The organism is Streptomyces sp. R818 (genome assembly GCF_056172735.1).
The window spans coordinates 339,962-362,219 of sequence record NZ_JAOCNE010000013.1; the positions used below are offsets into that span (position 1 = coordinate 339,962).

At 72.3% G+C, this 22,258-nt stretch carries 17 protein-coding genes; 7 read left to right on the forward strand and 10 right to left on the reverse strand.

Going from position 1 to position 22,258, the window contains the following annotated elements; translation table 11 throughout:
• The first annotated feature begins 97 nt into the window (after positions 1–97).
• Together N5I75_RS30990 and N5I75_RS30995 are read left to right on the forward strand one after the other, a co-directional pair.
• A complete protein-coding gene (locus tag N5I75_RS30990; RefSeq protein WP_476682915.1) occupies positions 98–1,681 on the forward strand; it encodes an alkaline phosphatase D family protein in 1,584 nt (527 codons plus the stop codon).
• A gap of 99 nt (positions 1,682–1,780) precedes the next feature.
• Positions 1,781–3,046, forward strand: coding sequence for a GNAT family N-acetyltransferase (locus N5I75_RS30995; RefSeq protein ID WP_476682917.1), 1,266 nt, complete (start codon positions 1,781–1,783; stop codon positions 3,044–3,046).
• Here the strand turns inward: N5I75_RS30995 and N5I75_RS31000 are convergent.
• Entirely contained in the window at positions 2,979–4,211 is a 1,233-nt protein-coding gene (locus tag N5I75_RS31000) for a trans-sulfuration enzyme family protein (RefSeq protein ID WP_476682919.1), read from the reverse strand. The genes N5I75_RS30995 and N5I75_RS31000 overlap by 68 nt on opposite strands.
• A 59-nt stretch (positions 4,212–4,270) precedes the next feature.
• Between N5I75_RS31000 and N5I75_RS31005 the strand changes: the two genes are divergently transcribed.
• Both N5I75_RS31005 and N5I75_RS31010 read left to right on the forward strand, forming a co-directional pair.
• On the forward strand, positions 4,271–4,759 hold the full coding sequence (locus tag N5I75_RS31005) for an Lrp/AsnC family transcriptional regulator (protein WP_476682921.1): 489 nt from the start codon (positions 4,271–4,273) through the stop codon (positions 4,757–4,759).
• Positions 4,760–4,792: 33 nt separating this feature from the next.
• Positions 4,793–6,493, forward strand: a complete 1,701-nt coding sequence (locus tag N5I75_RS31010) for a DUF885 domain-containing protein (protein ID WP_476682923.1) — start codon at positions 4,793–4,795, stop codon at positions 6,491–6,493.
• A 14-nt stretch (positions 6,494–6,507) separates the two neighbouring features.
• Here N5I75_RS31010 and N5I75_RS31015 read toward each other — a convergent pair whose 3' ends face one another.
• Entirely contained in the window at positions 6,508–6,990 is a 483-nt protein-coding gene (locus N5I75_RS31015) for a rhodanese-like domain-containing protein (protein ID WP_476682925.1), read from the reverse strand.
• Positions 6,991–7,118: 128 nt separating this feature from the next.
• Between N5I75_RS31015 and N5I75_RS31020 the strand changes: the two genes are divergently transcribed.
• Positions 7,119–7,586 carry an Lrp/AsnC family transcriptional regulator gene (locus N5I75_RS31020; RefSeq protein ID WP_476682927.1) on the forward strand — a complete coding sequence of 156 codons (468 nt, stop codon included), beginning with the start codon at positions 7,119–7,121 and terminating at the stop codon, positions 7,584–7,586.
• Positions 7,587–7,596: 10 nt separating this feature from the next.
• On the opposite strand, the gene N5I75_RS31025 is transcribed toward N5I75_RS31020, so the two are convergent.
• The 6 genes from N5I75_RS31025 to N5I75_RS31050 form a co-directional block, all read right to left on the reverse strand.
• Positions 7,597–10,620, reverse strand: coding sequence for an AAA family ATPase (locus N5I75_RS31025; protein ID WP_476682929.1), 3,024 nt, complete (start codon positions 10,618–10,620; stop codon positions 7,597–7,599).
• Positions 10,617–11,780 (reverse strand): exonuclease SbcCD subunit D, encoded by a 1,164-nt coding sequence (locus N5I75_RS31030; RefSeq protein ID WP_476682931.1) that lies wholly within the window; start codon positions 11,778–11,780, stop codon positions 10,617–10,619. The genes N5I75_RS31025 and N5I75_RS31030 overlap by 4 nt, the downstream gene beginning before the upstream one ends.
• 86 nt (positions 11,781–11,866) lie before the next feature.
• Positions 11,867–13,144: a ThuA domain-containing protein gene (locus N5I75_RS31035; RefSeq protein ID WP_476682933.1), complete on the reverse strand. Its 1,278-nt coding sequence runs from the start codon at positions 13,142–13,144 to the stop codon at positions 11,867–11,869.
• A 25-nt stretch (positions 13,145–13,169) separates the two neighbouring features.
• Positions 13,170–15,392: an RICIN domain-containing protein gene (locus tag N5I75_RS31040; protein ID WP_476682935.1), complete on the reverse strand. Its 2,223-nt coding sequence runs from the start codon at positions 15,390–15,392 to the stop codon at positions 13,170–13,172.
• Positions 15,393–15,406: 14 nt separating this feature from the next.
• Positions 15,407–16,789, reverse strand: coding sequence for a lectin (locus tag N5I75_RS31045; protein ID WP_476682937.1), 1,383 nt, complete (start codon positions 16,787–16,789; stop codon positions 15,407–15,409).
• Positions 16,790–16,997: 208 nt separating this feature from the next.
• Complete coding sequence (locus N5I75_RS31050) at positions 16,998–17,618, reverse strand: YigZ family protein (RefSeq protein ID WP_476682939.1); 621 nt, start codon at positions 17,616–17,618, stop codon at positions 16,998–17,000.
• Between the two features lie 137 nt (positions 17,619–17,755).
• On the opposite strand from N5I75_RS31050, the gene N5I75_RS31055 reads away from it, so the two are divergent.
• Positions 17,756–19,720, forward strand: a complete 1,965-nt coding sequence (locus N5I75_RS31055) for an APC family permease (protein ID WP_476682941.1) — start codon at positions 17,756–17,758, stop codon at positions 19,718–19,720.
• Positions 19,721–19,732: 12 nt separating this feature from the next.
• On the opposite strand, the gene N5I75_RS31060 is transcribed toward N5I75_RS31055, so the two are convergent.
• Positions 19,733–20,698: an arabinan endo-1,5-alpha-L-arabinosidase gene (locus N5I75_RS31060; protein WP_476682943.1), complete on the reverse strand. Its 966-nt coding sequence runs from the start codon at positions 20,696–20,698 to the stop codon at positions 19,733–19,735.
• A gap of 180 nt (positions 20,699–20,878) precedes the next feature.
• On the opposite strand from N5I75_RS31060, the gene N5I75_RS31065 reads away from it, so the two are divergent.
• Positions 20,879–21,286, forward strand: a complete 408-nt coding sequence (locus N5I75_RS31065; protein ID WP_476682945.1) for a CoA-binding protein — start codon at positions 20,879–20,881, stop codon at positions 21,284–21,286.
• Positions 21,287–21,308: 22 nt separating this feature from the next.
• On the opposite strand, the gene N5I75_RS31070 is transcribed toward N5I75_RS31065, so the two are convergent.
• Positions 21,309–22,205, reverse strand: a complete 897-nt coding sequence (locus N5I75_RS31070) for an NAD(P)-dependent oxidoreductase (RefSeq protein WP_476682947.1) — start codon at positions 22,203–22,205, stop codon at positions 21,309–21,311.
• Positions 22,206–22,258 lie beyond the last annotated feature (53 nt).

The following is a 22,258-nucleotide window of genomic DNA, read 5'->3' on the forward strand; positions in this document are numbered from 1 at the left end:
GGTGGCTCCGCGGCGTCGCACGCGCAGGCCAGGCAGTAGAGCGTCGTCGTAGGACCCTGACCCCGAGGTTGTCGTCGCACCCGTCACTGGAGGCGCCATGTCGCACCGTCCGCCGAACCCCCTGCCCGGCCGCCGCGGAGTGCTGCGGGGTTCGCTCGCCGCGTCGGCGGCGCTCGCCCTGCCCGCGGGCCTCGGCGCGGCGGCCCCCGCGTTCGCCCTGTCGGGGCGGCCCCGGGCGGACTGGGGCGTGCAGACCGGTGACGTCGGTGCGCACTCGGGGCTCGTGTGGGTGCGCTCGGACCGGCCCGCGCGGATGATCGTGGAGACGTCGGCAACCGAGTCGTTCAAGCGGGTCACCAGATGGCGCGGCCCGCTCCTCGGCCCGGACACCGACTTCACCGGCACGACCAGGCTGCGCGGGCTGCCGTCCGGTGAGCAGATCCACTACCGGGTGCTCCTCGCCGACCCGGACGATCCGCGCCGCACGAGCGCCCCGGTGCCGGGGACGTTCCGCACCGCGCGCGTGGGGCGCAAGGGCGGGGTCCGGTTCCTGTGGTCGGGGGACATCGCGGGCCAGGGCTGGGGCATCAACCCCGACCGGGGCGGCTACCGCGTCTACGAGGACCTGCGCGCCCTGGACCCCGACTTCTTCCTGTGCAGCGGCGACAACATCTACGCCGACGGGCCGATCCAGTCGAGCGTGGCGCTGCCCGACGGGAGTGTCTGGCGCAATGTGACGACCGAGGAGAAGTCCAAGGTCGCCGAGAGTCTCGCGGAGTTCCGCGGCAACTTCCGCTACAACCTGCTCGACGCCAACGCCCGCCGGTTCAACGCCCAGGTCCCTACCATCACCCAGTGGGACGACCACGAGGTGCACAACAACTGGTACCCGGGCCAGATCCTGGACGACGCCCGCTACACGGAGAAGCACACGGACGTGCTGGCGGCCCGGTCGCTGCGCGCGTTCAGCGAGTACTTCCCGGTCTCGACACTGCCGCCGGGCGACGCGGACGGCCGGGTGTACCGGGTCCTGCGGCAGGGCCCGCTGCTCGACGTGTTCGTCCTGGACATGCGCACGTACCGCAACGCCAACTCGCCGAACCGGCAGCCCGACGACACCACCGGCATCCTCGGAGCCGGACAACTGGCGTGGCTGAAGCGCGAGTTGTCGCGGTCCCGTGCGGTGTGGAAGGTCATCGCCTCCGACATGCCGCTCGGCCTCGTCGTGGCGGACGGGGCGGTGAACTTCGAGGGTGTGGCGCAGGGCGACCCGGGCGCGCCGCTCGGCCGGGAGCTGCAGATCGCCGAGCTGCTGCGGCACATCAAGCACCAGAGGATCACGGGCACCCTGTGGCTCACGGCCGACGTCCACTACACCTCGGCGCAGCACTACGAGCCCGAGCGGGCCGCGTTCCAGGACTTCGCGCCGTTCTGGGAGTTCGTCTCGGGGCCGCTGGCCGCTGGCGGCTACCCGGCGGCGAAGCTCGACGGGACGTTCGGGCCGCGGCAGGTGTTCATCAAGGCACCCGCCCGCGCCAACACCTCACCGGCCGAGACACCCCCGTACTTCGGCGAGGTGGACATCGACGGCGGCAGCGGGGAGTTGACCGTGCGGTTGCGGCAGGAGGGCGGCGAGGTGTTGTTCTCGCGGACGCTTCAGCCGGGCCGCGTCGGACAGTGACCTCTCCCGGCGGCTCAAACCGGGCATACGAGGGCGCTCTTTACCCATCGGTCACAGACCGTTCGCGGCCACGCAACACCGTTCCTTCACAGTGGACTCATGAGTCGAGACATGTCTGATGTGACCCGAGTGACGAACGACGGCCGCCACGAGCGCTCCCCCCGGAGGCGCGGCACTCTGCTGGAGCGGGCCACCCAATGGTGGTCACGCCGCCAGGGGCACGCGCCTCCGGCCGATCCCGTGAGCGAGCCCGCGACGACGGGCGCCCCCACCGATCCGGTCCCCAGCGCCTTGTGGCGTATGCGGACCACCGTGCGCGACGAGCCCGGCACCCTCGCCGCGCTGTGCACGTCCCTCGCCGAGCGCCGCGTCGACATCCTCAGCCTCCAGACGCACCCGCTCGCCGACGGCACCATGGACGAGTTCCTGCTCCGCGCCCCGCAGGAGCTGCCCGCCGCCGAACTGACCCGGGCCGCCGAGGAGGCCGGCGGCACCGGTACCTGGATCGAGCGCGCCGACGCCCACGACCTGGTGGACGCCCCCACCCGCATCCTGGGCCTCGCCACCCGCACCGCCCTGGACGCCGCCGAACTGCCGCTCGCGCTCCGCCAGTTGCTGGGCCGGTGCACAATCAAGTCGCAGCCCGCCCCGGCGGCGGCCGGTGCCGCGGAACCGGCCGAGGGCGGCTTCGAGGAGACCGTGATGCGGCTGCGGACCCCGGAGGGCGGGACCCTCACCGTGGAGCGCCCTTACCTGCCGTTCACGCCGACCGAGTTCGCCCGGGCCCGCGCCCTCGTCGACCTCGACGCGCGGCTCGGCCCTCGGGTGCCGCGCGGCACGGACGTCCTCACCCTGCCCGAGGGCAACGACATCACGCTGCACCGCGCCGACGTCACCGATCTGGCCGCCGCGAAGGCGATGCACGAGCGGTGCTCGCCGCAGACGCTGAGCAAGCGCTACCACGGCCCCGTCGGCGACGCGGACCGCTACCTCGACCACCTGCTCAGCCCCCGCTACGGCCGCACCCTCGCCGCGCGGACCGCCTCCGGGCGCGTCGTCGCCCTCGGCCACCTCCTGTGGGACGGGGACGAGACCGAGATCGCGCTGCTCGTGGAGGACGACTGGCAGCGCCGGGGCATCGGCGCCCAGCTCCTGCGCTGCCTGGTCGCGCTCGCGGGCGAGGCGGACTGCCGGAGCGTGTACGCGGTCACGCAGGCGTCCAACACCGGCATGGTCGCCGCGATGCGCGGCCTCGGCCTGCCGCTCGACTACCAGATCGAGGAGGGCACGCTGGTGATCACCGCGCAGCTCGCCGCGACGGCGGCGGCGTCCCCAGCGCCGTACGAAGAGGCCGAACAGCACTGAGGTGACCGCCCGGTGAGCGCGCGCCGAGGGCCTGGTCCAGGTCGGCCCACAGGTCCTCGACGTCCTCCAGGCCGACCGAGAGCCGCAGCAGCCTGTCGTCGACGCCCGCCGCTCTGCGGTCGTCCGCGTCGACGACGCGGTGGCTGATCGAGGCCGGGTGCTGGATGAGCGAGTCGACGCTGCCGAGGCTCACCGCGGGCGTGACGAGGCCGACACCGGCGATCACCGCGTGCGGGTCGCCCGCGACCTCGAAGGCGATCATGGCACCGCCGATCCGGGGGTAGTGGACGCGGGTGACGCGCGGGTCGGCGGCCAGGCGCCGGGCCAGTTCGGCGGCGGTCGCGGAGGCCGCGCGGACCCGGACCGGCAGCGTCGCTAGGCCGCGGAGCAGCAGGTAACCGGCGAGCGGGTGCAGGACGCCGCCGGTCGCGAACCGCACCTTGCGCAGATCCCGCGCGAACAGCTCGTCGCAGGCGACCACGCCGCCGAGGACGTCCCCGTGCCCGCCGAGGTACTTGGTGGCGCTGTGCAGCACGAGCCGCGCGCCGCTCTCCAGCGGCCGTTGCAGCACGGGCGTCGCGAAGGTGTTGTCGACGAGCAGCGGCACCGAGCCGCAGGCGTGGACCAGGGCCCGCAGATCCACCTCGGCGAGGGTCGGGTTGGCCGGGGACTCCACCATCACCAGACCGGTGTCGGGCCGGATCGCGTCCGCGACGCCCGCCGGGTCGGTCCAGGTCACCTCCGAACCGAGGGCGCCCGCCGTGAGCAGGTGGTCGCTGCACCCGTAGAGCGGACGGACCGCGACGACATGGCGCAGGCCCGCCGCGATCCGGACGAGGAGGACGGCGGTCAGCGCCGCCATGCCGCTGGCGAACGCGACCGCGGTGTCCGTCCCCTCCAGGCGGGCGAGGGCCGTCTCGAAGCGGGCGACGGTCGGGTTGCCGAGGCGGCCGTAGACCGGCGGCCCGTCGTCGACGACGCCGTGCGCGGCGAACAGGTCGACGCGGGCGGCCTCGGCGCGGCTGTCGGCCGACGGGTACGTGGTGGACAGGTCGATGGGCGCGGCGTGCAGGCCGAGGGCGGCGAGGTCCTCGCGTCCGGCGTGCACCGCCTCGGTGGCGAGGGCCCGTGGGCGGAGGATGTCGTCCAAGCGCGTGTCGTCCATGCGCACAGACTGAACAGCGGGCGGGGCACGGGCGACAACTGCCGTGCTACGTTCGGCCGATGACCGATTCCGTCGTACTCGATCCGGTCGACCTGGAGATCCTGCGCCTCCTTCAGAACGATGCCCGCACCACCTACCGCGACCTCGCCGCGCAGGTCGGGGTCGCGCCCTCGACCTGTCTGGACCGGGTGACCCGGCTGCGCCGCTCGGGCGTCGTCCTCGGGCACGTCCTGCGCCTCGATCCGGCCAAACTGGGACGCGGCCTGCAAGCCCTTCTCTCGGTTCAGGTGCGGCCGCACCGCAGGGAACTGGTCGGCCCGTTCGTGGAGCGGATCCGGGCGCTGCCCGAAGCCCGTACGGTGTTCCATCTGACCGGCCCCGACGACTACCTGGTGCACGTCGCCGTGCGGGACATGGCCGATCTGCAGCGGCTCGTCCTCGACGAGTTCACGGCACGGCGCGAGGTGGCCCGTGTCGAGACCCGGCTCATCTTCCAGCAGTGGGAGTGCGGGCCGCTGCTGCCGCCCGGGAACGCCGCCGCCCCCTGAGTCCCTGACCCCGACACGTAGAAGGATGTACGCATGCCAGCCACCCCGAACGACCAGCACACCCGCCCCTCGCTGCCCCGGCAGGTCGCCGACGCGTACGTCGACGCCTACGTGCTCCTCGACCCCGTCGAGGGCACCTACCTCGGCGACGCCGCGTCCCACGGCCGGCTGCCCGACCTCTCCCCGGCGGGCGGCGAGGCCGTGGCCCGGCTGGCCCGCGAGACCCTCGCCCTGCTCGACGAGGCCGAGCGCGCACCCGGCGCCGACAGCGACGTGGAGCGGCGGTGCGCGCGGCTCCTGCGCGAGCGGCTGACCGCCGAACTCGCCGTGCACGACGCGGAGGAGCCGCTGCGCGCCGTCAGCAACCTCGGCTCGCCCGTGCACGGCGTGCGCGAGGTCTTCACCGTCACGCCCACCTCGACCGACGCGGACTGGGCGGTCGTCGCGGAGCGGCTGCGGGCGGTGCCGGCGGCGTTCGCCGGGTACCGCGAGACGCTCGAACTCGGCCTGGAGCGCAAACTGCACGCCGCGCCGCGCCCCACCGCGACCTTCGTCGAGCAGCTCACCGAGTGGGCGGGGACGGAGCGCGGCTGGTTCGAGGAGTTCGCCGCCGACGGGCCCGAGGCGCTGCGCGCCGAACTGACGTCGGCGGCGCGCGCCGCCGACGCGGCCACCCTCGGACTGCGCGACTGGATGCGCGACGTGTACGCGCCCACCATCGAGGGCTCCCCCGACGTGGTCGGCCGCGAGCGGTACGCCCGCTGGTCGCGCTACTACAACGGCGCGGACCTCGACCTCGACGAGGCGTACGCGTACGGCTGGAGCGAGTTCCACCGCCTCCTCGCCGAGATGCGGGCCGAGGCGGAGAAGATCCTGCCCGGCGCCGCGACGCCGTGGGTGGCCCTCGCCCACCTCGACGAGCACGGGCGCCACATCGAGGGCGTCGACGAGGTCCGCGCGTGGCTCCAGGGCGTCATGGACGAGGCGATCGAGGCGCTCGACGGCACCCACTTCGAACTCGCCGAGCGGGTCCGGAAGGTGGAGTCCCGCATCGCGCCGCCCGGCAGCGCCGCCGCGCCCTACTACACGGCCCCCTCGGTGGACTTCTCCCGGCCCGGCCGTACGTGGCTGCCCACCATGGGCGCGACCCGCTTCCCTGTCTACGACCTGCTCTCCACCTGGTACCACGAGGGCGTCCCCGGCCACCACCTGCAACTGGCGCAGTGGGTGCACGTCGCCGACGACCTCTCCCGCTACCAGGCCACGCTCGGCTGCGTCTCCGCCAACGCCGAGGGCTGGGCGCTGTACGCGGAGCGGCTCATAGACGAGCTGGGCTTCCTCACCGACGCGGAGGCGCGGATCGGCTATCTCGACGCGCAGATGATGCGCGCGCTCCGGGTCATCGTCGACATCGGCATGCACCTGGAGCTGGAGATCCCGGCGGACTCCCCGTTCCACCCGGGCGAGCGGTGGACGCCGGCCCTGGCCCAGGAGTTCTTCGGCGCCCACAGCAGCCGCCCCGCGGACTTCGTGGAGAGCGAGCTGACCCGGTACCTGTCCATCCCAGGACAGGCCATCGGCTACAAGCTGGGCGAGCGGGCGTGGCTGCGCGGGCGGGCCAACGCGCAGGCCGCGCACGGTGCGGCGTTCGACGCGAAGGCGTGGCACATGGCGGCGCTGTCACAGGGGTCGCTGGGCCTGGACGACCTGGTGGACGAGCTGTCCAAGCTGTGAGCCCTGTCTGAGGCTCAGCAGCCGCAGTCGTCCGCGTGGACGGGCACGGTCAGCGGGTCGGCGTCCCCGCGGGCCGGGCCCTCCCACGTCTCGTACGGGAGGCCTTCGCGGGCCCAGTACTCGAAGCCGCCGAGCATCTCCTTGACCTGGAAGCCGAGCCGGGCGAGGGCGAGGGCCGCGCGGGAGGCGCCGTTGCAGGCCGGGCCCCAGCAGTACGTCACCACGGGGACGGACCGGTCCAGGAGCTGTCCGGCCTGCTCGGGGATGAGCGCGCCGGGCAGGTGCGTCGCGCCGGGGACGTGGCCCTGGTCCCAGGACTCGGTGGAGCGCACGTCGACGAGGACGAAGCCGGGGTCGCCGCCTGTCGCGAGCGCGGCGGCGACGTCGGACACGTCGGCGTGGAAGGCGAGGTGGGCGGTGAAGTAGGCGACGGCGGCGGCGGGCGCGGCGGGGGCGTCCCGCAGGACCGGGTTGGTCGTGGCCGGGGTCGTGGTCATGGTGGCTCGTCTCTGTCCGGGGTGTGTTCTTCCTGGTCAGAAACCTATGGCGGCCGCTGCCCGAACTGAAGGGGCGATCCCCGGCGTCCGACTTGATCCACCGGGAATCGCCGTGCTAGTTCTCTTTGATGACCGTCGATTCCCCGGGCGTTCCCGCCCACGTCCCGGACGCCACCGACTGGCGCATCCTGGAGGCCCTCCAGCGCGAGGGCCGCGCCAGCTACGCCGACCTCGCGCGCGCCGTCTCGATGTCGGCGAGCGCCGTCACCGAGCGGGTGCGCCGCTTGGAGGAGGCCGGGGTCATCGCGGGCTACACGGCGGTCGTGGTACCGGAACGCCTCGGCCTCCCGATCCTCGCCTACGTACGTCTGCGCTACCCGAACGGCAACTACAAGCCGTTCCACGACCTGGTCGAGGTCACCCCCGAGATCCTGGAGGCCCACCACGTCACGGGCGACGACTGCTTCGTCATCAAGGTAGCGGCCCGCTCGATGCCCCACCTGGAAGAACTCACCGGCAAGCTGAGCACGCTCGGCTCGGTGACGACGAGCGTGGTGTACTCCTCACCATTGCCACGCCGGGCCATCGGGAAGTGACCCTCGCTGCTCACTCGACCCCGTGCTGCCGCACCACCGACCCCGAGCGGCCCTTCACCACCTCGAGCTGCGCATGCACCCTGCGGCGCAGGTCGCCCACGTGGCTGACGATTCCTACGCTGCGGTCCCGTTCGCGGAGGGAGTCCAGGACGTCGAGGACCTCGTCGAGGGTCTGGTCGTCGAGGCTGCCGAAGCCCTCGTCGATGAAGAGGGTGTCGAGGCGGACGCCGCCCGCCTCGTCGGTGACGACGTCCGCGAGGCCGAGCGCGAGGGCGAGGGAGGCGAAGAAGGTCTCGCCGCCCGAGAGGGTCGCCGTGTCGCGTTCGCGGCCCGTCCACGCGTCGACGACGTGCAGGCCGAGGCCCGAACGGCCGCGTCCGGCGAGGGAGTCGGAGTGGACCAGGGTGTACCGGCCCGACGACATGCGCCGCAGGCGGGCCGTCGCCGCCGCCGCGACCTGTTCGAGGCGGGCGGCCAGGACGTAGGACTCCAGGCGCATCTTGCGCTCGTTGTCGGCGGAGGTGCCGGCCGCGAGGGAGGCGAGCCGGGCGATGCGGTTGTACGTGGCGCGCAAGGGGCCGAGGCGGCGGGCCTCGGTGGCGACGCGCCGGGAGAGCCGGTCGAGTTCGTCGCAGCGGCGGGCGGCGGCGTCCCGCGCGGAGCCCGCCGCCCGGACGCGCGCGTCGGCGGCGTCGGCGGCGGCGCGGGCTGCCGGGACATCGGCGGCGGGCTCGCGCGAGGCCGCGACGGTCTCCTCCTCCGCGAGGATCGCGCGGACCGCCGCCTGCTCCGACTGCCAGGCGTCCAGGCGGCGTTGCAGCTCCCGGTGGACCGCGTCGTCGACCAGCGCGGCGGCCGCGTCCTGCGGCGTGTCGAACCCGGCGCGGAACGCCGCGTCGGCGAGGCGCGCGTCCGCGTCCTTGAGGCGGGTCGCCGTGGACTCGACGGCGCGGGCCGCGTCGGCCGCCTCGGTGAGCAGGTGCGCGAGCCGCTCCAGCTGGGCCGCGCGCTCCTCGACACTCGCCGCACTGCCGCGCGCCTCGGTCAACTCCCGCTCCAGCAGGCCCTGTTCGCGCTCCAGCGCCTCCCGCGTGGACGCACGGGCCGCGGTGCGCGTGGCGGCCTCCTGGCGGTCGGTGAGCCGCCGCCCCCGCTCGCTCTCGGCGCGGGCGAGCGTCTCGCGGGCCGCGTGCAGCCCGGACGCGGCGGTACGCGCCTCGGCGTGTCGCACCTCCAAGTTCCGCACTGTCTGGGCGAGTTGCTCCGCCGAACCGTCCCCGGCGGCGGCCTTCGCGGCGGCCAGCTCCTCCCGTACGGAGGCCAGGGCGCGCTCGGTGTCACCACGGCGGGCGTCGGCCGCGCGGTAGGCGGCCAGCGCGCCCTCCTCCGCCGCGCGGTCCACGTGCTGCGCGGACTTGCGCATCGGCGCGGGGTGTTCGGTCGCCCCGCAGACGGTGCAGGGCGCGCCGTCGACAAGGCCCTCGGCCAGCTCGGCGGCCACGTCGCGCAAACGCTGTTCCTTGAGGCCGAGCCAGTGCTCGTGCGCGGCGGCGGCCTCCTCGCGGGCCGCCAGCATGACGGCGGCGGCGTCCTCGGCCCGGCCGGTGAGCCGGTCGCGCTCCCTGGCGGCGCGGGCCTGCTGCCGCGCGGGCTCCAGCTGTCCGGCGAAGTGCTCGGCGCGGGTCGCGGCCTCCTGGGCGTCGTCGACCCGGCCCTGGAGTGCGGCGCGGCGCGTGTCCCACGCGGCGAGCCAGGCCTCGGCCTCGTCGAGCAGCTCGGTGTCGGCGCGCTCCTCGCGGTCGAGCGCCGTACGCTCCTGGCCCAGCGCGGCGAGCCTGCTTTCGGCGCGCCGCGCGGAGGCGAGTCCGCCCAGCTCCAGGGCGACACGCCGTGCGGCCTCGGCGAGCGCCTCGGGCGGGGCCGCGTCGAAGGACGCCTCGCCCGGCGGCTCGGCGCGCAGGGCGAGCCGCGCCCGCTCCTCCCGTACCAGCGCGCCTTGGTGCTCCCCTTCCGCCGCCTCCCGGAGGGACAGCGCCGGGGCGACCTTCTCGGCCTTCCGCGCCCGCTCCATCCGCTCCTCGACGGCCCGGTGCTCGGGCGCACGTTCGGCGAGCGCGGCGGCCCGCGCCCCGGCCTCCGCGTGCCGGCGCTGGAGCCGCTCCGTCTCGGTCGCGTCGGCGAGTTCGCGCTGAGCCGCCCCGCGCGCCGACTCGGCCGCGCCCAGCGCCAGATGCGTGTGCGTGAAGTGTTCGCGGGCGCTGGAGCGCGCCGTCGCCGCCCAGGCGAGGACGGCGTCGGCGAGTCCGGGATCGCCGGGCGCCGCGTCGACGGGCGGGAGTTCGACGATGCCGCCCGCGGCCTGCTGCATCCGGTGCGCGTCGGCGAGCAGCTCCGCGTCGCCCGCCTCGACCTGCCGCTGGGCGCCGCGCCGGTCGTCCGCGAGCCGCTGCTCGACGGCGGCGAACCGGTGCGTGTCGAAGAGCCGCCCGAGGAGCTTGCCGCGCGCCTCCGCGTCGGCGCGCAGGAACCGGGCGAAGTCGCCCTGCGGCAGGAGCACGACCTGGCAGAACTGGTCCTTGCTCATGCCGAGGAGCTGCGTGATCTCCTCGCCGATCTCCTGGTGGGAGCGGCTGAGGTCCTTCCACTCCCCCGTCACGGCGTCGTACTCGCGCAGCCAGCTCTGCGCCTTCTCCGTCGTGAACCCGGTGCCGCGCTTCTTCGGCCGGGCGAACGGCGGCTGCCGGGTCAGCTCCAGACGGCGTCCGGCGACGGTCAGATCGAGGGCGACCTCGGTGCGGACACCCGGCTCGGCGTGGTCACTGCGGAGGTTCTGCCCCTGGCCGCCGCCTGTCTGACGGGCGCCGGGCACGGACCCGTACAGGGCGTAGCAGACCGCGTCGAGGACGGACGTCTTGCCGGCGCCGGTCGGGCCGTGCAGCAGGAACAGGCCGGCCGACGACAGGGCGTCGAAGTCGATCTCCTGGGCCTTGCCGAAGGGCCCGAACGCGGTGACGCGCAGCGTGTGCAGTCTCACCGGGCGACCTCGCGCACCACGTCGTCGGTGCGTACGGCGTCGAACGCGGCCCGCAGCACGGCGCGCTCCTCGTCGTCGGGCCCGGCCCCCCGGACGTGCTGCACGAAGTCCTCCGCGATCTCGTGGTCGTCGCGCCCCTTGAGGCGCTCGGCGTACGTGGCGTCGGGTCGCGTCTCGGTGCGGCGCGGGTCGAAGAGCAGGCTGAGCGTGTGCGGGAAGCGCTCGGTGAGGCGGGCCATCGGGTCGTCGGGCCGGATCTCGTCGGTGAGCGTCGCCTCGACCCAGGCCTCCTCGTGGGCGGCGAGGTCCGGGTCGGCGAGGAGGTCGTCGAGGTCGCCACGGATGCGGGCGAGGGCCCGGGGCACGGGACAGCCGATCCGCTCGGCCGCGACGCCACCCTCCTCGTCCAGGTCGACGAGCCACATGCTCTTGCGGTGATCGGCCTCGGAGAAGGAGTACGGGAGCGGCGAGCCCGAGTAGCGCACGCGCTCGGAGATGACCTGGCTGCCGTGCAGATGCCCGAGCGCGACGTAGTCGACGCCGTCGAAGACCCCGGCCGGGACCGCCGAGACACCGCCGACCGTGATGTCCCGCTCGCTGTCGCTGGGCGCGCCGCCGGTGACGAAGGCGTGCGCGAGGACGACGGAGCGGGTGCCGGGCGCCCGCGCGGCGAGGTCGGCGCGGACCCGCTCCATCGCGGCGCCGAGCACCTGCTCGTGCCCGGCCTTGGCGACCCCGAACTCGTCCTTCACGAGGGCCGGTTCGAGGTACGGCAGCCCGTAGAAGGCGACTTCACCGTGGGCGTCCGCCAGAACCACCGGCTCACCGCTGCGGCCCGGTTCCGTACGGAGATGGATGCCGGCCCGGCCGATGAGCCCCGCGCCGACGCCGAGGCGGCGGGCCGAGTCGTGGTTCCCGGAGATCATCACCGTGGGGATGCCGAGGTCGGCGAGGCGGTGCAGCGCGTCGTCGTACAGCTCGACGGCGGCGAGCGGCGGGACCGCGCGGTCGTACACATCGCCCGACACGACCACCGCGTCGACCTCGCGCTCGCGCGCGACGGTGACGAGGTGGCCGATGAACGCGGCCTGGGCGTCGAGCATGTTCACGCGGTGGAACGCGCGGCCCAGATGCCAGTCGGACGTGTGCAGCAGCCTCATGGCACACGAGGCTATCTGCTGGTTCGGACATCACGTGCGGAACGCCCTGATCAGGTGCCCCGCACGTGATGTCGCTCACCTGCCGGTCAGACGGCGCCCAGCGTGAAGCTCTGCGCCGCCGAGCCGTCGCAGGCCCGCTGGGTGAGCCGCTCGCTGTTCGTCGCGGCGCCCGGTGCCGTGAGGCACTTCCCGCTGTGCCGGGCGGTGAAGCGGTAGCGCCCGGCGGCTTCCTGCACCGGGAGCCACTGCTGGTTCTGCCCGCCGCCGTACGCCCACAGTTGCAGCGGCGCACCGTCAGCGGTGGAGACGTCGGTCACGTCGATGACCTGCTGCGGAGCGGGGCGCACCCCGATCCGCCGATAGCCGCCGTCGGTCGGGGCGAGCCGGAACTGCTGGGCCTGGGTGCCGTTGCAGGCGTACTGCTGGACGGCGGTCCCGTCGGCGGTGGCTGCGGCGCGGGCGTCGACACACGTACCGTTGCCGACGTTCTTCAGGGAGTACCAGGACGTCTCGTCGATCGAATCGTCCGGCGGTGTCGTGCCGCCCCCGCCACCGCCGAGCCACTTCAGGCCGTCGAGCAGGAAGCGGTTCTGGGTCGCGCTGGCGAACGTCGACGACGTACGGGTGTTGGTCTCGTAGTTCATCGCGTTGTGGCCGAAGTTCGCGTAGAGCATCTTGTACTTCGTGTTGGTCCACAGGATCGGGTAGTAGCCGCTGTACCAGGACTGGTTCGGGTCGGTGCCCAGCGGGAAGCTGCTGGGGTCGACCGAGGCGAGGATCTTGATGTCCGGGTTCTGCCGCAGGTCGTTGGACCAGCTGTACCACTCGCTCACCGACGAGGTGAACGTGGCGGGCAGTCCGGTGGTGGAGGGGTGGGTGCGGTCCTCGACCTTGAGGGTCGCGGAGGTCGGCCCCCAGGTGTTGGACCGGAAGTTCCCGCTGCCGAGGAACTGGTTGTGGTACCAGGACCAGCTCGCCGCGTCCGTGGTGAACGCGGAGACGTGGAAGCCCATGAAGGCGCCGCCGCCGCGCATGTACTGCTCGAACCCGGAGCGCTGGGCGGCGGTCTGCGGCAGGTCGTCGAGGAAGAGGACGACCTGGTAGGCGCCCACGCCGCCGTTGGCGAGGAGGTTCCAGTCGTTGCTGGCGGTGTAGGTGAAGCCGTTGGCCGAGCCCTGCTGGGGGAACCAGGCGTTGGCCTCCTTCTCGAAGTCGATGTGGGCCGCGTCCCAGGTGCCGCTGTAGAGGCCGAGGACCTTGAAGGGGGCCGCCGTGCCGCTTGTCTGGGCGGCGGCGGCCGGCGGCGCGGCGAGGCCGAGCAGGGCCGCGAACGCCAGGAGCGTGAGTCTTACGTGACGAAACATCGCCTATTCATCCCTTCCGTACGGTTTACGGGTAGTTCGTGAGATACGCGACGTTCGTACTGGAGTTGGAGGGCCCTCCCGCGTTGTTGATGACGTGGCTGATGGTGCCGGTGCCGCCGAGCGAGACGGTGACCATGTCGTGGAACCGGACGCCGGAGGTGTTGGGCACCTCGAAGGCGCGGTCGGCGACGACGCCGGGGTTCGTGCTGAAGTAGCAGTAGCTGCCGAGCCCCCACGCCTCGTGGCTCGTCACGGAGGCGGCGACCTTATAGGCGGGGTGACCCTTGCCGCTTCCGTTCATCCAGGCGGCCTGGTTCGGCGGGTCGTAGGGCATCTCGTTCTGGAAGAAGTAGGTGCGGCCTCCGTTGCCGTTCCACAGGACCTGGGTCTTCTGGAAGTGCTCGACGAAGAGCCCGTACGCCGTCACGTCGGCGCCGTTGACGATGAGCCCGGTGTCGGCGGTGTTGGTGGTCCAGCCGACCGTGCCGCCGTTGCCGTGGTCGGCGCGCCAGATCCAGGTGTGGTCGACGACCGTGTCCGGGCTGTTGATCATCACGGAGTTCGTCGCCCTGCCGTTGGTGGCGCCGCCGATCCGGACGAAGAAGTCGGTGAGCTGGACGGGGTTGGCGGCATGGTCTCCGGAGGCGCCGGCCGGACCGATCCGCACGAGCGTGTCGGAGTTGGTGGTGCCCGCGTCGATCAGCAGGCCCGCGAGCTGGATGCCGTCCACGTCGGCGGTGGTGAGGGCGGTGATCCCGCCGTCGGGGACGAAGGTGGCGAGGCCCATGCCGAGCACGACGGTGTCGGGGCGTGTGACGTTGATCGTCTGGTTGAGGTGGTAGACACCCGGGGTGACCAGCAGGTTCTTGCCCGCGGCGAGAGCCGCGTTCATGTCGGCGGCACTCGCGCCCGGCTTGACCACGAAGAACTGGTCGAGCGGCAGCGACGTACCCGCCGGGGTTTTGCCGCTCCATGTGGTGCCGACTGAGTTCGACCGCAGTGCGGGCACGAACACCTTGTAGGCGCCCGCGCCGTCCACGTAGAGGAAGGGCTTCTCGCGGACGGTCGGCGTGGAGGCGACGGTGGTGTACGTCGGGAAGGACTGCGCGGGCGCGCCCTGGTCGCCGACGAAGACCATGTTCCAGTTGGACCCGGACCAGCTCGCCATCTGCGAGTTGCGGGTGAGGAACTGCTGCTGGGAGCCGGACCGGATCTGCCCGTCGACCTTGGTGTCGGAGATGAAGCCGCCGCTGGACCAGCCGCCGTCGTCGAGCGCGAGGTTGCCGCGTACGTGCATACGACGGTAGGGGGCGGCCTGCGAGACGGCCCAGCGGACGGTGCCGCCGGTCGGGTTGACCGACAGGTTCTCGGCGTCGCGCCAGAAATTCTGCGTGGCGTTGCCCTGGAACCAGTCGGCCTCGGCGTGCACCGATCCGTTGATCGTCACGTCGTCCGGGGACAGGCCGAGCCCGGCGACCTGCGTGTAGAAGCCGACATTGGCATCGGCGCTGTACGTGCCCGGCTTGAAGAGGAGTGCTTGGCGGGCCGAGCCGAACTGGTTGGTCTGCTGCTGGGCGAAGACGGAGTCCAGCTTGGACTGGATGGTGCCGGCGGACATCGACGGGTCGAACACGGTCACGTTCGGGCCGAGATCCGGGGTGCCCGGCGGGTTCGTTGTGCCGCCGCCACCGAGCCGGAACGACTGCGCGGCCGTGCCGTTGCAGGTGTACTGCGCGAGCTGCACGCTGTCGGCGGCGGAGGCGCCGGGGACGTCCAGGCACTTGCCGCTGTTGCGGTTGACGAAGTGGTACGAGCCGTCGGACTCGGCGACCGGCAGCCACTGCTGGTTGGTGCCGCTGGAGTACGTCCACAGCTGGACGGGCGCGGAGTCGGCGGCCGAGACGTCGGTGACGTCCCACGCCTTGCTCGCGTCGAGGTTGCTGCTGATGCGGTAGTAGCCGCCGCTCGTGGCTACGAGCTGCCAGTTCTGGGCGGTGCTGCCGTTGCACGCGTACTGCTGCACGACGGTGCCGTCACTGCTCGCGGCGGCGCGGGCGTCGACACACTTGCCGCTGCCCTTGTTGACGACGGTGGTGTAGCCGGTGGGGAGCGCGGCGGCAGCGGCGGTCTGGGCGCTCGCCGGGGACTGGGCGCTCGCCCGGTACTGGGCGGCGAACTCGACGCCGGTCACGGCGGTGGCGGCGAGCGCGACGACGGCCAGCGCTCTCGGTATGACGGATCCGGACACAGGATTCTCCCCGCTCAGCCGGTGTACTTGGCGAAGATGCCGGTGAACTGCCAGGTGCTCTGGCTCACGCCCGAGCAGGTGTCGTCGTTCGGGTAACCGGCCGGGCAGGGCCGGTCGCGGTTGGCCGACCAGAACGTGAGGCGCGCGAGGTGGTGCTGCTGCGCGTAGCTCAGGATGGTCTGGAAGTCGGCGGGGGTGACGGTCTCGCCCACGTCGGTGATGCCGTTCATGGAGGAGATGCCCATGTCCCGGTAGGCCTGGTCGTCGCTGTAGCCGTACGCGTTCTTCAGGGCGTTCTTGAGGCCTTCGGCGGCTCGCGTCGTCAGCGTGCCCATGTTCTGTCCGGCGCCGCCGAAGTCGAACGGCATGATGGTCCAACTGTCGACAGTGAGGCCGGAGTTGGCGGCCCGGTTGATGAGGCTCGTGTCGGGCCCGGAGGTGTTGGTGCCGATGGTGACGATCACCTTGATGCCGGGGTTGTTCGCCTTGACCGTCTTCAGCGCGTCGACGGTGCGCTGCTGCACGGTCGGGTTGCTGTAGGCGTCCGCTTCCAGGTCGATGTCGATGGCCTTGAGGCCGTACGCGTCGATCACCTTCTGGTAGGCGCCCGCGAGCGCGGAGGCGCTGGTGCAGGAGGACTCCAGCTTGTTGCCGCTGTAGCCGCCGAAGGAGGGGATGACGTCGCCGCCATTGGCTCGCACGGTGTTGATGGTCTGCTGGTCGACGCCGCCGGTCAGCGGGCGGCTTCCGTCCCACTGCGGGTTGCAGCCGCCGTTGCTGAGCACGAACGCGAGCGTGAACCACTTGACGCCGGTCGCGTTCATGACCGTGACCGGGTTGGGCGGGCTGCCCCAGCCGTTGTAGAGGTACGGGGCGACGGCCATCGGCGCGGCGGGGGCCGTGCCGCCGCCGGTGGGCGCGGTCCACTTCTGGTTGGCGGCGCCGGTGCAGCTCCAGATCTGGACCGGGGTGGCGTTGGCCGACGTGTTGCCGGTGACGTCGGCGCACTTGCCGGACTGCTGGCCGACGAGGTCGCGGGCGGCGGTGACGGTCCACTTCTGGTTGGCGCTCCCGGCGCAGTCCCAGAGCTGGAGCCGGGCGCCGTCGGCGGTCGAATTGCCGGTGACGTCAAGGCACTTGCCGAGCGCGCGGATCGTGCCGTCGGAGCCGACGGTCCACTGCTGTGCGGCGGTGCCGTTGCAGTCGTAGAGCTGGACGGCGGTGCCGTTGGCGGAGCTCGCGGCCGCCACGTCGAGGCACTTGCCGCCGAGGCCGGTGATGGTGCCGGTGGCGGCGGAGGCGGGGGTGGCGGCGAGCGCACTCGCCGAGACCGTGAGGAGTGCGGTGGCGAGAGCGCCGCGTACGAGGGTCGAGCGGGCACGGGTGAATCCGGACATGGGGGGTTCACAGCCCTTCATGGGAGGCCGTTGGGGGGTGCCCGTCGTTCAAGGAGGTGAACAACGGGTGCATGCATGAAGCTGTGGCGAACCGGAACCTAAAGGTCTGCACCACAGGCGTCAAGAGATGAAGCCAAGAAAGGAACTCAACCCGGCCCGCACGCGGGGCAGTTCGTCAGGAGTTGAACGCTCGACAAGCCCCCGGCGCTCAGCCGTACGCCTCTCCGCCCAGTTCGAACCCGGCGGTGCCCGCGCTCACGTCGGCCAGCCACGCCCGGAACCGCTCGACGTCCCCCTCGGGCAGCCCGATCTCGAGGGTCACCTGCTCCGCGTAGCGGACGTCGCGCACATCGCGGCCCGTGGCCCGCAGGTCGTTCTCCATCTTTCCGGCGCGGGCGTGGTCGACGGTCACCGTGGCGAGCCGGAAGCGGCGGCGCGTCACCGTGCCGAGGGCGTCGAGGGCCTCCCCCACCGCGCCGCCGTACGCCCGGATGAGCCCGCCGGCGCCCAGCTTCACACCGCCGAAGTACCGGGTGACGACCGCGACGACGTACCGCATCTCGCGGCGCGTGAGCATCTGGAGCATCGGCACGCCCGCCGTCCCGCCCGGCTCGCCGTCGTCGCTCGCCTTCTGCACGGAGGCGTCGGCGCCGATCACGTACGCGTAGCAGTTGTGGTTGGCCGTCGGGTGCTCCTTGCGGACGCGGGCGACGAAGGCCTGCGCCTCCTCCTCCGTCGCGGCGGGCGCGAGCGCGCACAGGAACCGGGAGCGGCTGATCTCTGTCTCGTGCACGCCCTCATGGGCCACGGTGCGGTACTCGTCCTGCATCACCCCAGCGTATGCGCAGGTACGGCCGGGTCACGGCTGGGTTCGCCCCTGCCCGGTGTGCGGGCGACGATGTGATGGATACTCGCACGTCGCCGCCCCCGCGGCAGAAGAGATCCCCCGACAGAAAGCATGGCCCCATGACCACCGGCACCCGGACCGAGCGCCCGGCACCGCCCACCCCCCGCTGGCGCGCCTGGCTCCTGGAAGGGCTGACCGACCGGACGGCCCGCCACCAAGGACCGCACGCACACGCACCCGCGGAGCACGAGGGTCACACGTGGTGGCGGGTCATGTGTCTGACAGGTGTGGACTACTTCTCCACGCTCGGCTACCAGCCGGGTATCGCGGCCCTCGCGGCCGGCCTCCTGTCCCCGCTCGCGACGCTCGTGCTGATCGCGCTCACCCTCCTCGGCGCGCTGCCGGTCTACCGCCGGGTGGCGAAGGAGTCGCCGCACGGCGAGGGCTCCATCGCGATGCTGGAGCGGCTTCTCCCCTGGTGGGCGGGGAAGCTGTTCGTGCTCGTGCTCCTGGGTTTCGCCGCCACGGACTTCATGATCACCATCACGTTGTCCGGGGCGGACGCGGCGGCACACGTGGTGGAGAACCCGTTCGCGCCCGCGGCGTTCGACGGCGCGAACACATACATCACACTCGTGCTGCTCGCGGCGCTGGGCGCGGTGTTCCTGAAGGGTTTCCAGGAGGCGATCCGGGTGGCGGTCGTCCTCGTGGCCGCCTACTTGGCCCTGAACATCGTCGTGCTCGCGACGGCCGCCGCCCATGTCCTGACCGCGCCGGTGAAGGTCGGCAACTGGTGGGACGCGATGACGGCCGAGCACTCCTCCCCGTTCGTGATGGTCGGCGTGGCGCTGCTCGTCTTCCCGAAACTGGCGCTCGGCATGTCCGGCTTCGAGACCGGCGTGGCGGTGATGCCGCAGGTCAGGGGCGACAGGACGGACACGTTCGCGAAGCCGGCGGGCCGCGTCCGCGACACCCGCAAACTGCTCACCACCGCCGCGCTGATCATGAGCGGTTTCCTGCTCCTGTCGAGCCCCGCGACGACGATCCTGATCCCGCAGAAGGAGTTCGAGGCGGGCGGTTCGGCGAACGGCCGCGCGCTCGCCTATCTCGCCCACACGTATCTCGGTGAGGGTTTCGGCACGGTCTACGACGTGTCGACCATCTGCATCCTGTGGTTCGCGGGCGCCTCCGCGATGGCGGGCCTGCTCAACCTCGTCCCGCGCTACCTGCCGCGCTACGGCATGGCCCCCGAATGGACGCGGGCCGTGCGCCCCCTGGTCCTCACCTTCATGGCGGCGGCGATCGCCATCACCCTGTGGTTCAACGCGAACGTCGACGACCAGTCCGGCGCCTACGCCACGGGTGTGCTGGTCCTGATGCTGTCCGCGTCCTTCGCCTCGACGGTCGCCGTGCACCGGCACGGCCATCGCCGGGCGACGCTCGGCTTCGGCGCGATCACCGCCGTCTTCGCGTACACCCTGGTCACAAATGTCGTGGAGCGCCCCGACGGCATCAAGATCGCCGCGATCTTCATCGTGGCGATCCTGCTCTCCTCCTTCGCCTCGCGCGTGCACCGCGCCTTCGAGCTGCGCGCGGGCGCGGTCGCCTTCGACGACGCGGCCGCGCGGATCGTCGACGAGGCGGCGGCGCACGGCCCGCTCCGGCTCATCGCGAACGAGCCGCAGGAGCACAGCACCGCCGCGTACCGCGCCAAGGAGTACGCCCAGCGCGAGGACACACATATTCCCGAGGGCGGCCCGGTGCTGTTCCTCGAGGTGTTCGTGCAGGACTCCTCCGACTTCACCGAGGACCTGACCGTGCACGGCGACGAGAAACACGGGGTGCGCCGCCTGCGTGTGCACGGCCCCGGCGTCCCCAACACGGTGGCGGCGGTCCTGATGAACCTCCGCGACCGTACGGGTGAGGTCCCGCACGCCTACTTCAACTGGACCGAGGGCCACCCCGTCAGCCACCTGCTCCGCTTCCTGGTCTTCGGCGACGGCGAGGTGGCCCCGGTCACCCGCGAGGTGCTGCGCCGGGCGGAAGGGGACCCGGGGCGCAGGCCGCGCGTGCACGTGGGCTGAGGCGGCGGGCCCTCAGTAGGCGACGGGCCACCCACTGCTCCAGTTGAGGAGATTGATCCCGAGCTTGGGCGTCCCGCCGTCGTTCCCGTCGTAGTAGTGGTAGACGATCAGGTCCCCGTCGGCATCGCTCATGATCGACTGCCCTCCGGGCCCGACGACGCTGCCGTGCGACTCCAGGACCGGCGTACCACCGTTGTTGGTGAGCGCGACCTCGTTCTTGTCGTAGTAGGGACCGGTGACACTGCTCGCCCGCCCCACCTTCACCTTGTACGTGGAGGAGGTCCCGGCGCAGCACACGTCGTAGGAGGCGAACAGGTAGTAGTAGCTGCCGTGCTTGACGATGTACGGGGCCTCGACGGCCTTGGTCCCGGTCGGCCGGGAGGCGAGGGAGCGCCGGGCGGTGTCGCCCGCGTACTGCTTCCCGGTGGAGGGATCGATGCGGATCATCTTGATCCCCGTCCACCAGCTCCCGAACGACAGCCACCACTTGCCGTCGCTGTCGACGAAGAGGTTCGGGTCGATGGCGTTGTAGTCGCTGGAGGTGGTGGAGGTGTAGACGATGCCGTAGTCGGCCCACGAGCCGGGCAGTCCGGTGCTCGAACCGGCGAGCCCGATGGCGGACTTGTTGGACCCGAAGGTGGAGACGGCGTAGTACATCAGGTACTTGCCGCCGTGGTACGAGATGTCGGGCGCCCACGCCTCACTCGCGTACGCCGACCACCACGAGGGCTTGCTGCCGAAGGCGTCGCTCCCGGCGCTGAACGCGATCCGGTCGCCGGACGTACGGAAGCCGAGCCCGCCCCCGGTCGCGTACAGCAGGTACGTGCCCGCCGAGGTTCGGATCATGGTCGGGTCGTGGACGACGGTGGCGCCGGTGAGGCGGCCCGGGTTCGGGTACGCGGAGGCGGTGGAGGGGACGAGGGCGAGGAGCAGGGCGGCGGGGAGGGTGGCGAGGGCGGTTCTGAGACGACGGCTCACGGGAGCTCCTTCGGTCCGAGATGTCTGCTCGATATATCGAACGCCGATCGCAACTTCGGACGGGACCGTAGAATCGAACGCCAGTTGCGTCAATGCCTACGCGAAGGAATCCGCGGCGCCCCGCCCCGGTTGACCGGGAAGATGACGACACGTTCCGCGCCACGGCGGTAGGGAGACAGCATGTACGCCGATCAAGCCACCATCCAAAAGATCCTCACGGAGTCCGGCGACACCTGGGCGGTCGTCGGACTCTCCTCCAACCAGGCGCGCGCCGCGTACGGGGTCGCCGCCGTCCTGCAACGCTTCGGCAAGCGCGTCGTCCCCGTCCACCCCAAGGCCGAGACGGTCCACGGCGAACAGGGCTACCCCACCCTCGACGCCATCCCCTTCCCGGTCGACGTGGTCGACGTCTTCGTCAACAGCGACCTAGCGGGCCCCGTCGCCGCCGAGGCCGTCACCATCGGCGCCAAGGCGGTCTGGTTCCAGCTCGGCGTCGTCGACGAGGAGGCGTACGACCGCACGCGGGCAGCGGGCCTGGACATGGTGATGGACCGCTGCCCGGCGATCGAGATCCCCCGGCTCGGCTGACTCCGGACCGCGGACCGAGCTTTCAGCGCTCCGCGTCCTTCTCGAACGACGCGAAGTACGCCGCCGCCATGTCCTCGTTCCCGTGGCCCTGTTGGGCCGCGCGGGTCAGGCGGGCCTCGCTTGCCTCGGCCACGTCGAGGCGGACTCCGTGTTGGCGGCCCGCCTCGACGATGAGGCGGGCGTCCTTCGCGGCGGTGGTGACGGCGAACTGGGCCGGGGTGAGGCGGTCCTCCAGGACGAGGCCTGCCTTCAGGCGGAGGTAGGGGAGGTCGAGGCCGCCGCCCGCGATGGCGTCGAAGAAGTGCTGCGGGTCCACGCCCAGGGCCTTGGAGAGGGCGAGGACCTCGCCGGCCGCGTTGGTCGCGGCCAGGACCCAGCTGTTGGCGACGAGCTTCAGGCGGGTCGCCGAGCCGGACGCGCCGTCCTCGCCGGTCCACACCGTACGGGCGCCGACCGCGTCGAGGACCGGGGTCACGGCGTCGCGGTAGGCGCTCGGACCCGCCGCGAGGACCAGGAGGTCGCCGGATTCGGCGGGCTGGCGGGTGCCGAGCACCGGCGCGTCGAAGAGGACCAGGCCGTGGGCGGTGGCGAAGTCGGCCAGGTCGGTCAGGCCGTCCAGGCCCGCCGTGGTCGACTGCACCCAGGCCACGCCCGAACACAGGCCGTCGGCCGCCTGGCGCATCACCTCCAGCGCGGCCGGGCCGTCGTAGAGCATCGTCAGGATCACGTCGGCGTCCGCGACCGCCTCGGCCGGGGTGTCGGCGACCCGCACACCGTCCGCGGTCAGCGGTTCGGCCTTGTCGCGGCTGCGGTTCCAGGCGCGGACGGTGTGTCCGGCGCGCGCGATGTTGCGGGCCATCGCCGCGCCCATGATCCCGGTGCCCAGGACGCTCACGGTCAGCTGGTCGTCGTCGCTCATGTCCTCGTTCACTCTCCGTCGTCGGTCGGCCGTCGGTCGCTCAGGAGTGAGCT

Excerpts from the sequence above, each read along its gene's own strand:
- N5I75_RS31065 (WP_476682945.1), top strand. The coding sequence starts at position 20,879 with ATGTACGCCGATCAAGCCACCATCCAAAAGATCCTCACGGAGTCCGGC.
- N5I75_RS31050 (WP_476682939.1), bottom strand. The coding sequence starts at position 17,618 with ATGCAGGACGAGTACCGCACCGTGGCCCATGAGGGCGTGCACGAGACA.
- N5I75_RS31035 (WP_476682933.1), bottom strand. The coding sequence starts at position 13,144 with ATGTTTCGTCACGTAAGACTCACGCTCCTGGCGTTCGCGGCCCTGCTC.
- N5I75_RS31055 (WP_476682941.1), top strand. The coding sequence starts at position 17,756 with ATGACCACCGGCACCCGGACCGAGCGCCCGGCACCGCCCACCCCCCGC.
- N5I75_RS31010 (WP_476682923.1), top strand. The coding sequence starts at position 4,793 with ATGCCAGCCACCCCGAACGACCAGCACACCCGCCCCTCGCTGCCCCGG.
- N5I75_RS31045 (WP_476682937.1), bottom strand. The coding sequence starts at position 16,789 with ATGTCCGGATTCACCCGTGCCCGCTCGACCCTCGTACGCGGCGCTCTC.
- N5I75_RS31020 (WP_476682927.1), top strand. The coding sequence starts at position 7,119 with ATGACCGTCGATTCCCCGGGCGTTCCCGCCCACGTCCCGGACGCCACC.
- N5I75_RS30990 (WP_476682915.1), top strand. The coding sequence starts at position 98 with ATGTCGCACCGTCCGCCGAACCCCCTGCCCGGCCGCCGCGGAGTGCTG.
- N5I75_RS31000 (WP_476682919.1), bottom strand. The coding sequence starts at position 4,211 with ATGGACGACACGCGCTTGGACGACATCCTCCGCCCACGGGCCCTCGCC.
- N5I75_RS31015 (WP_476682925.1), bottom strand. The coding sequence starts at position 6,990 with ATGACCACGACCCCGGCCACGACCAACCCGGTCCTGCGGGACGCCCCC.
- N5I75_RS31005 (WP_476682921.1), top strand. The coding sequence starts at position 4,271 with ATGACCGATTCCGTCGTACTCGATCCGGTCGACCTGGAGATCCTGCGC.
- N5I75_RS31070 (WP_476682947.1), bottom strand. The coding sequence starts at position 22,205 with ATGAGCGACGACGACCAGCTGACCGTGAGCGTCCTGGGCACCGGGATC.
- N5I75_RS30995 (WP_476682917.1), top strand. The coding sequence starts at position 1,781 with ATGAGTCGAGACATGTCTGATGTGACCCGAGTGACGAACGACGGCCGC.
- N5I75_RS31030 (WP_476682931.1), bottom strand. The coding sequence starts at position 11,780 with ATGAGGCTGCTGCACACGTCCGACTGGCATCTGGGCCGCGCGTTCCAC.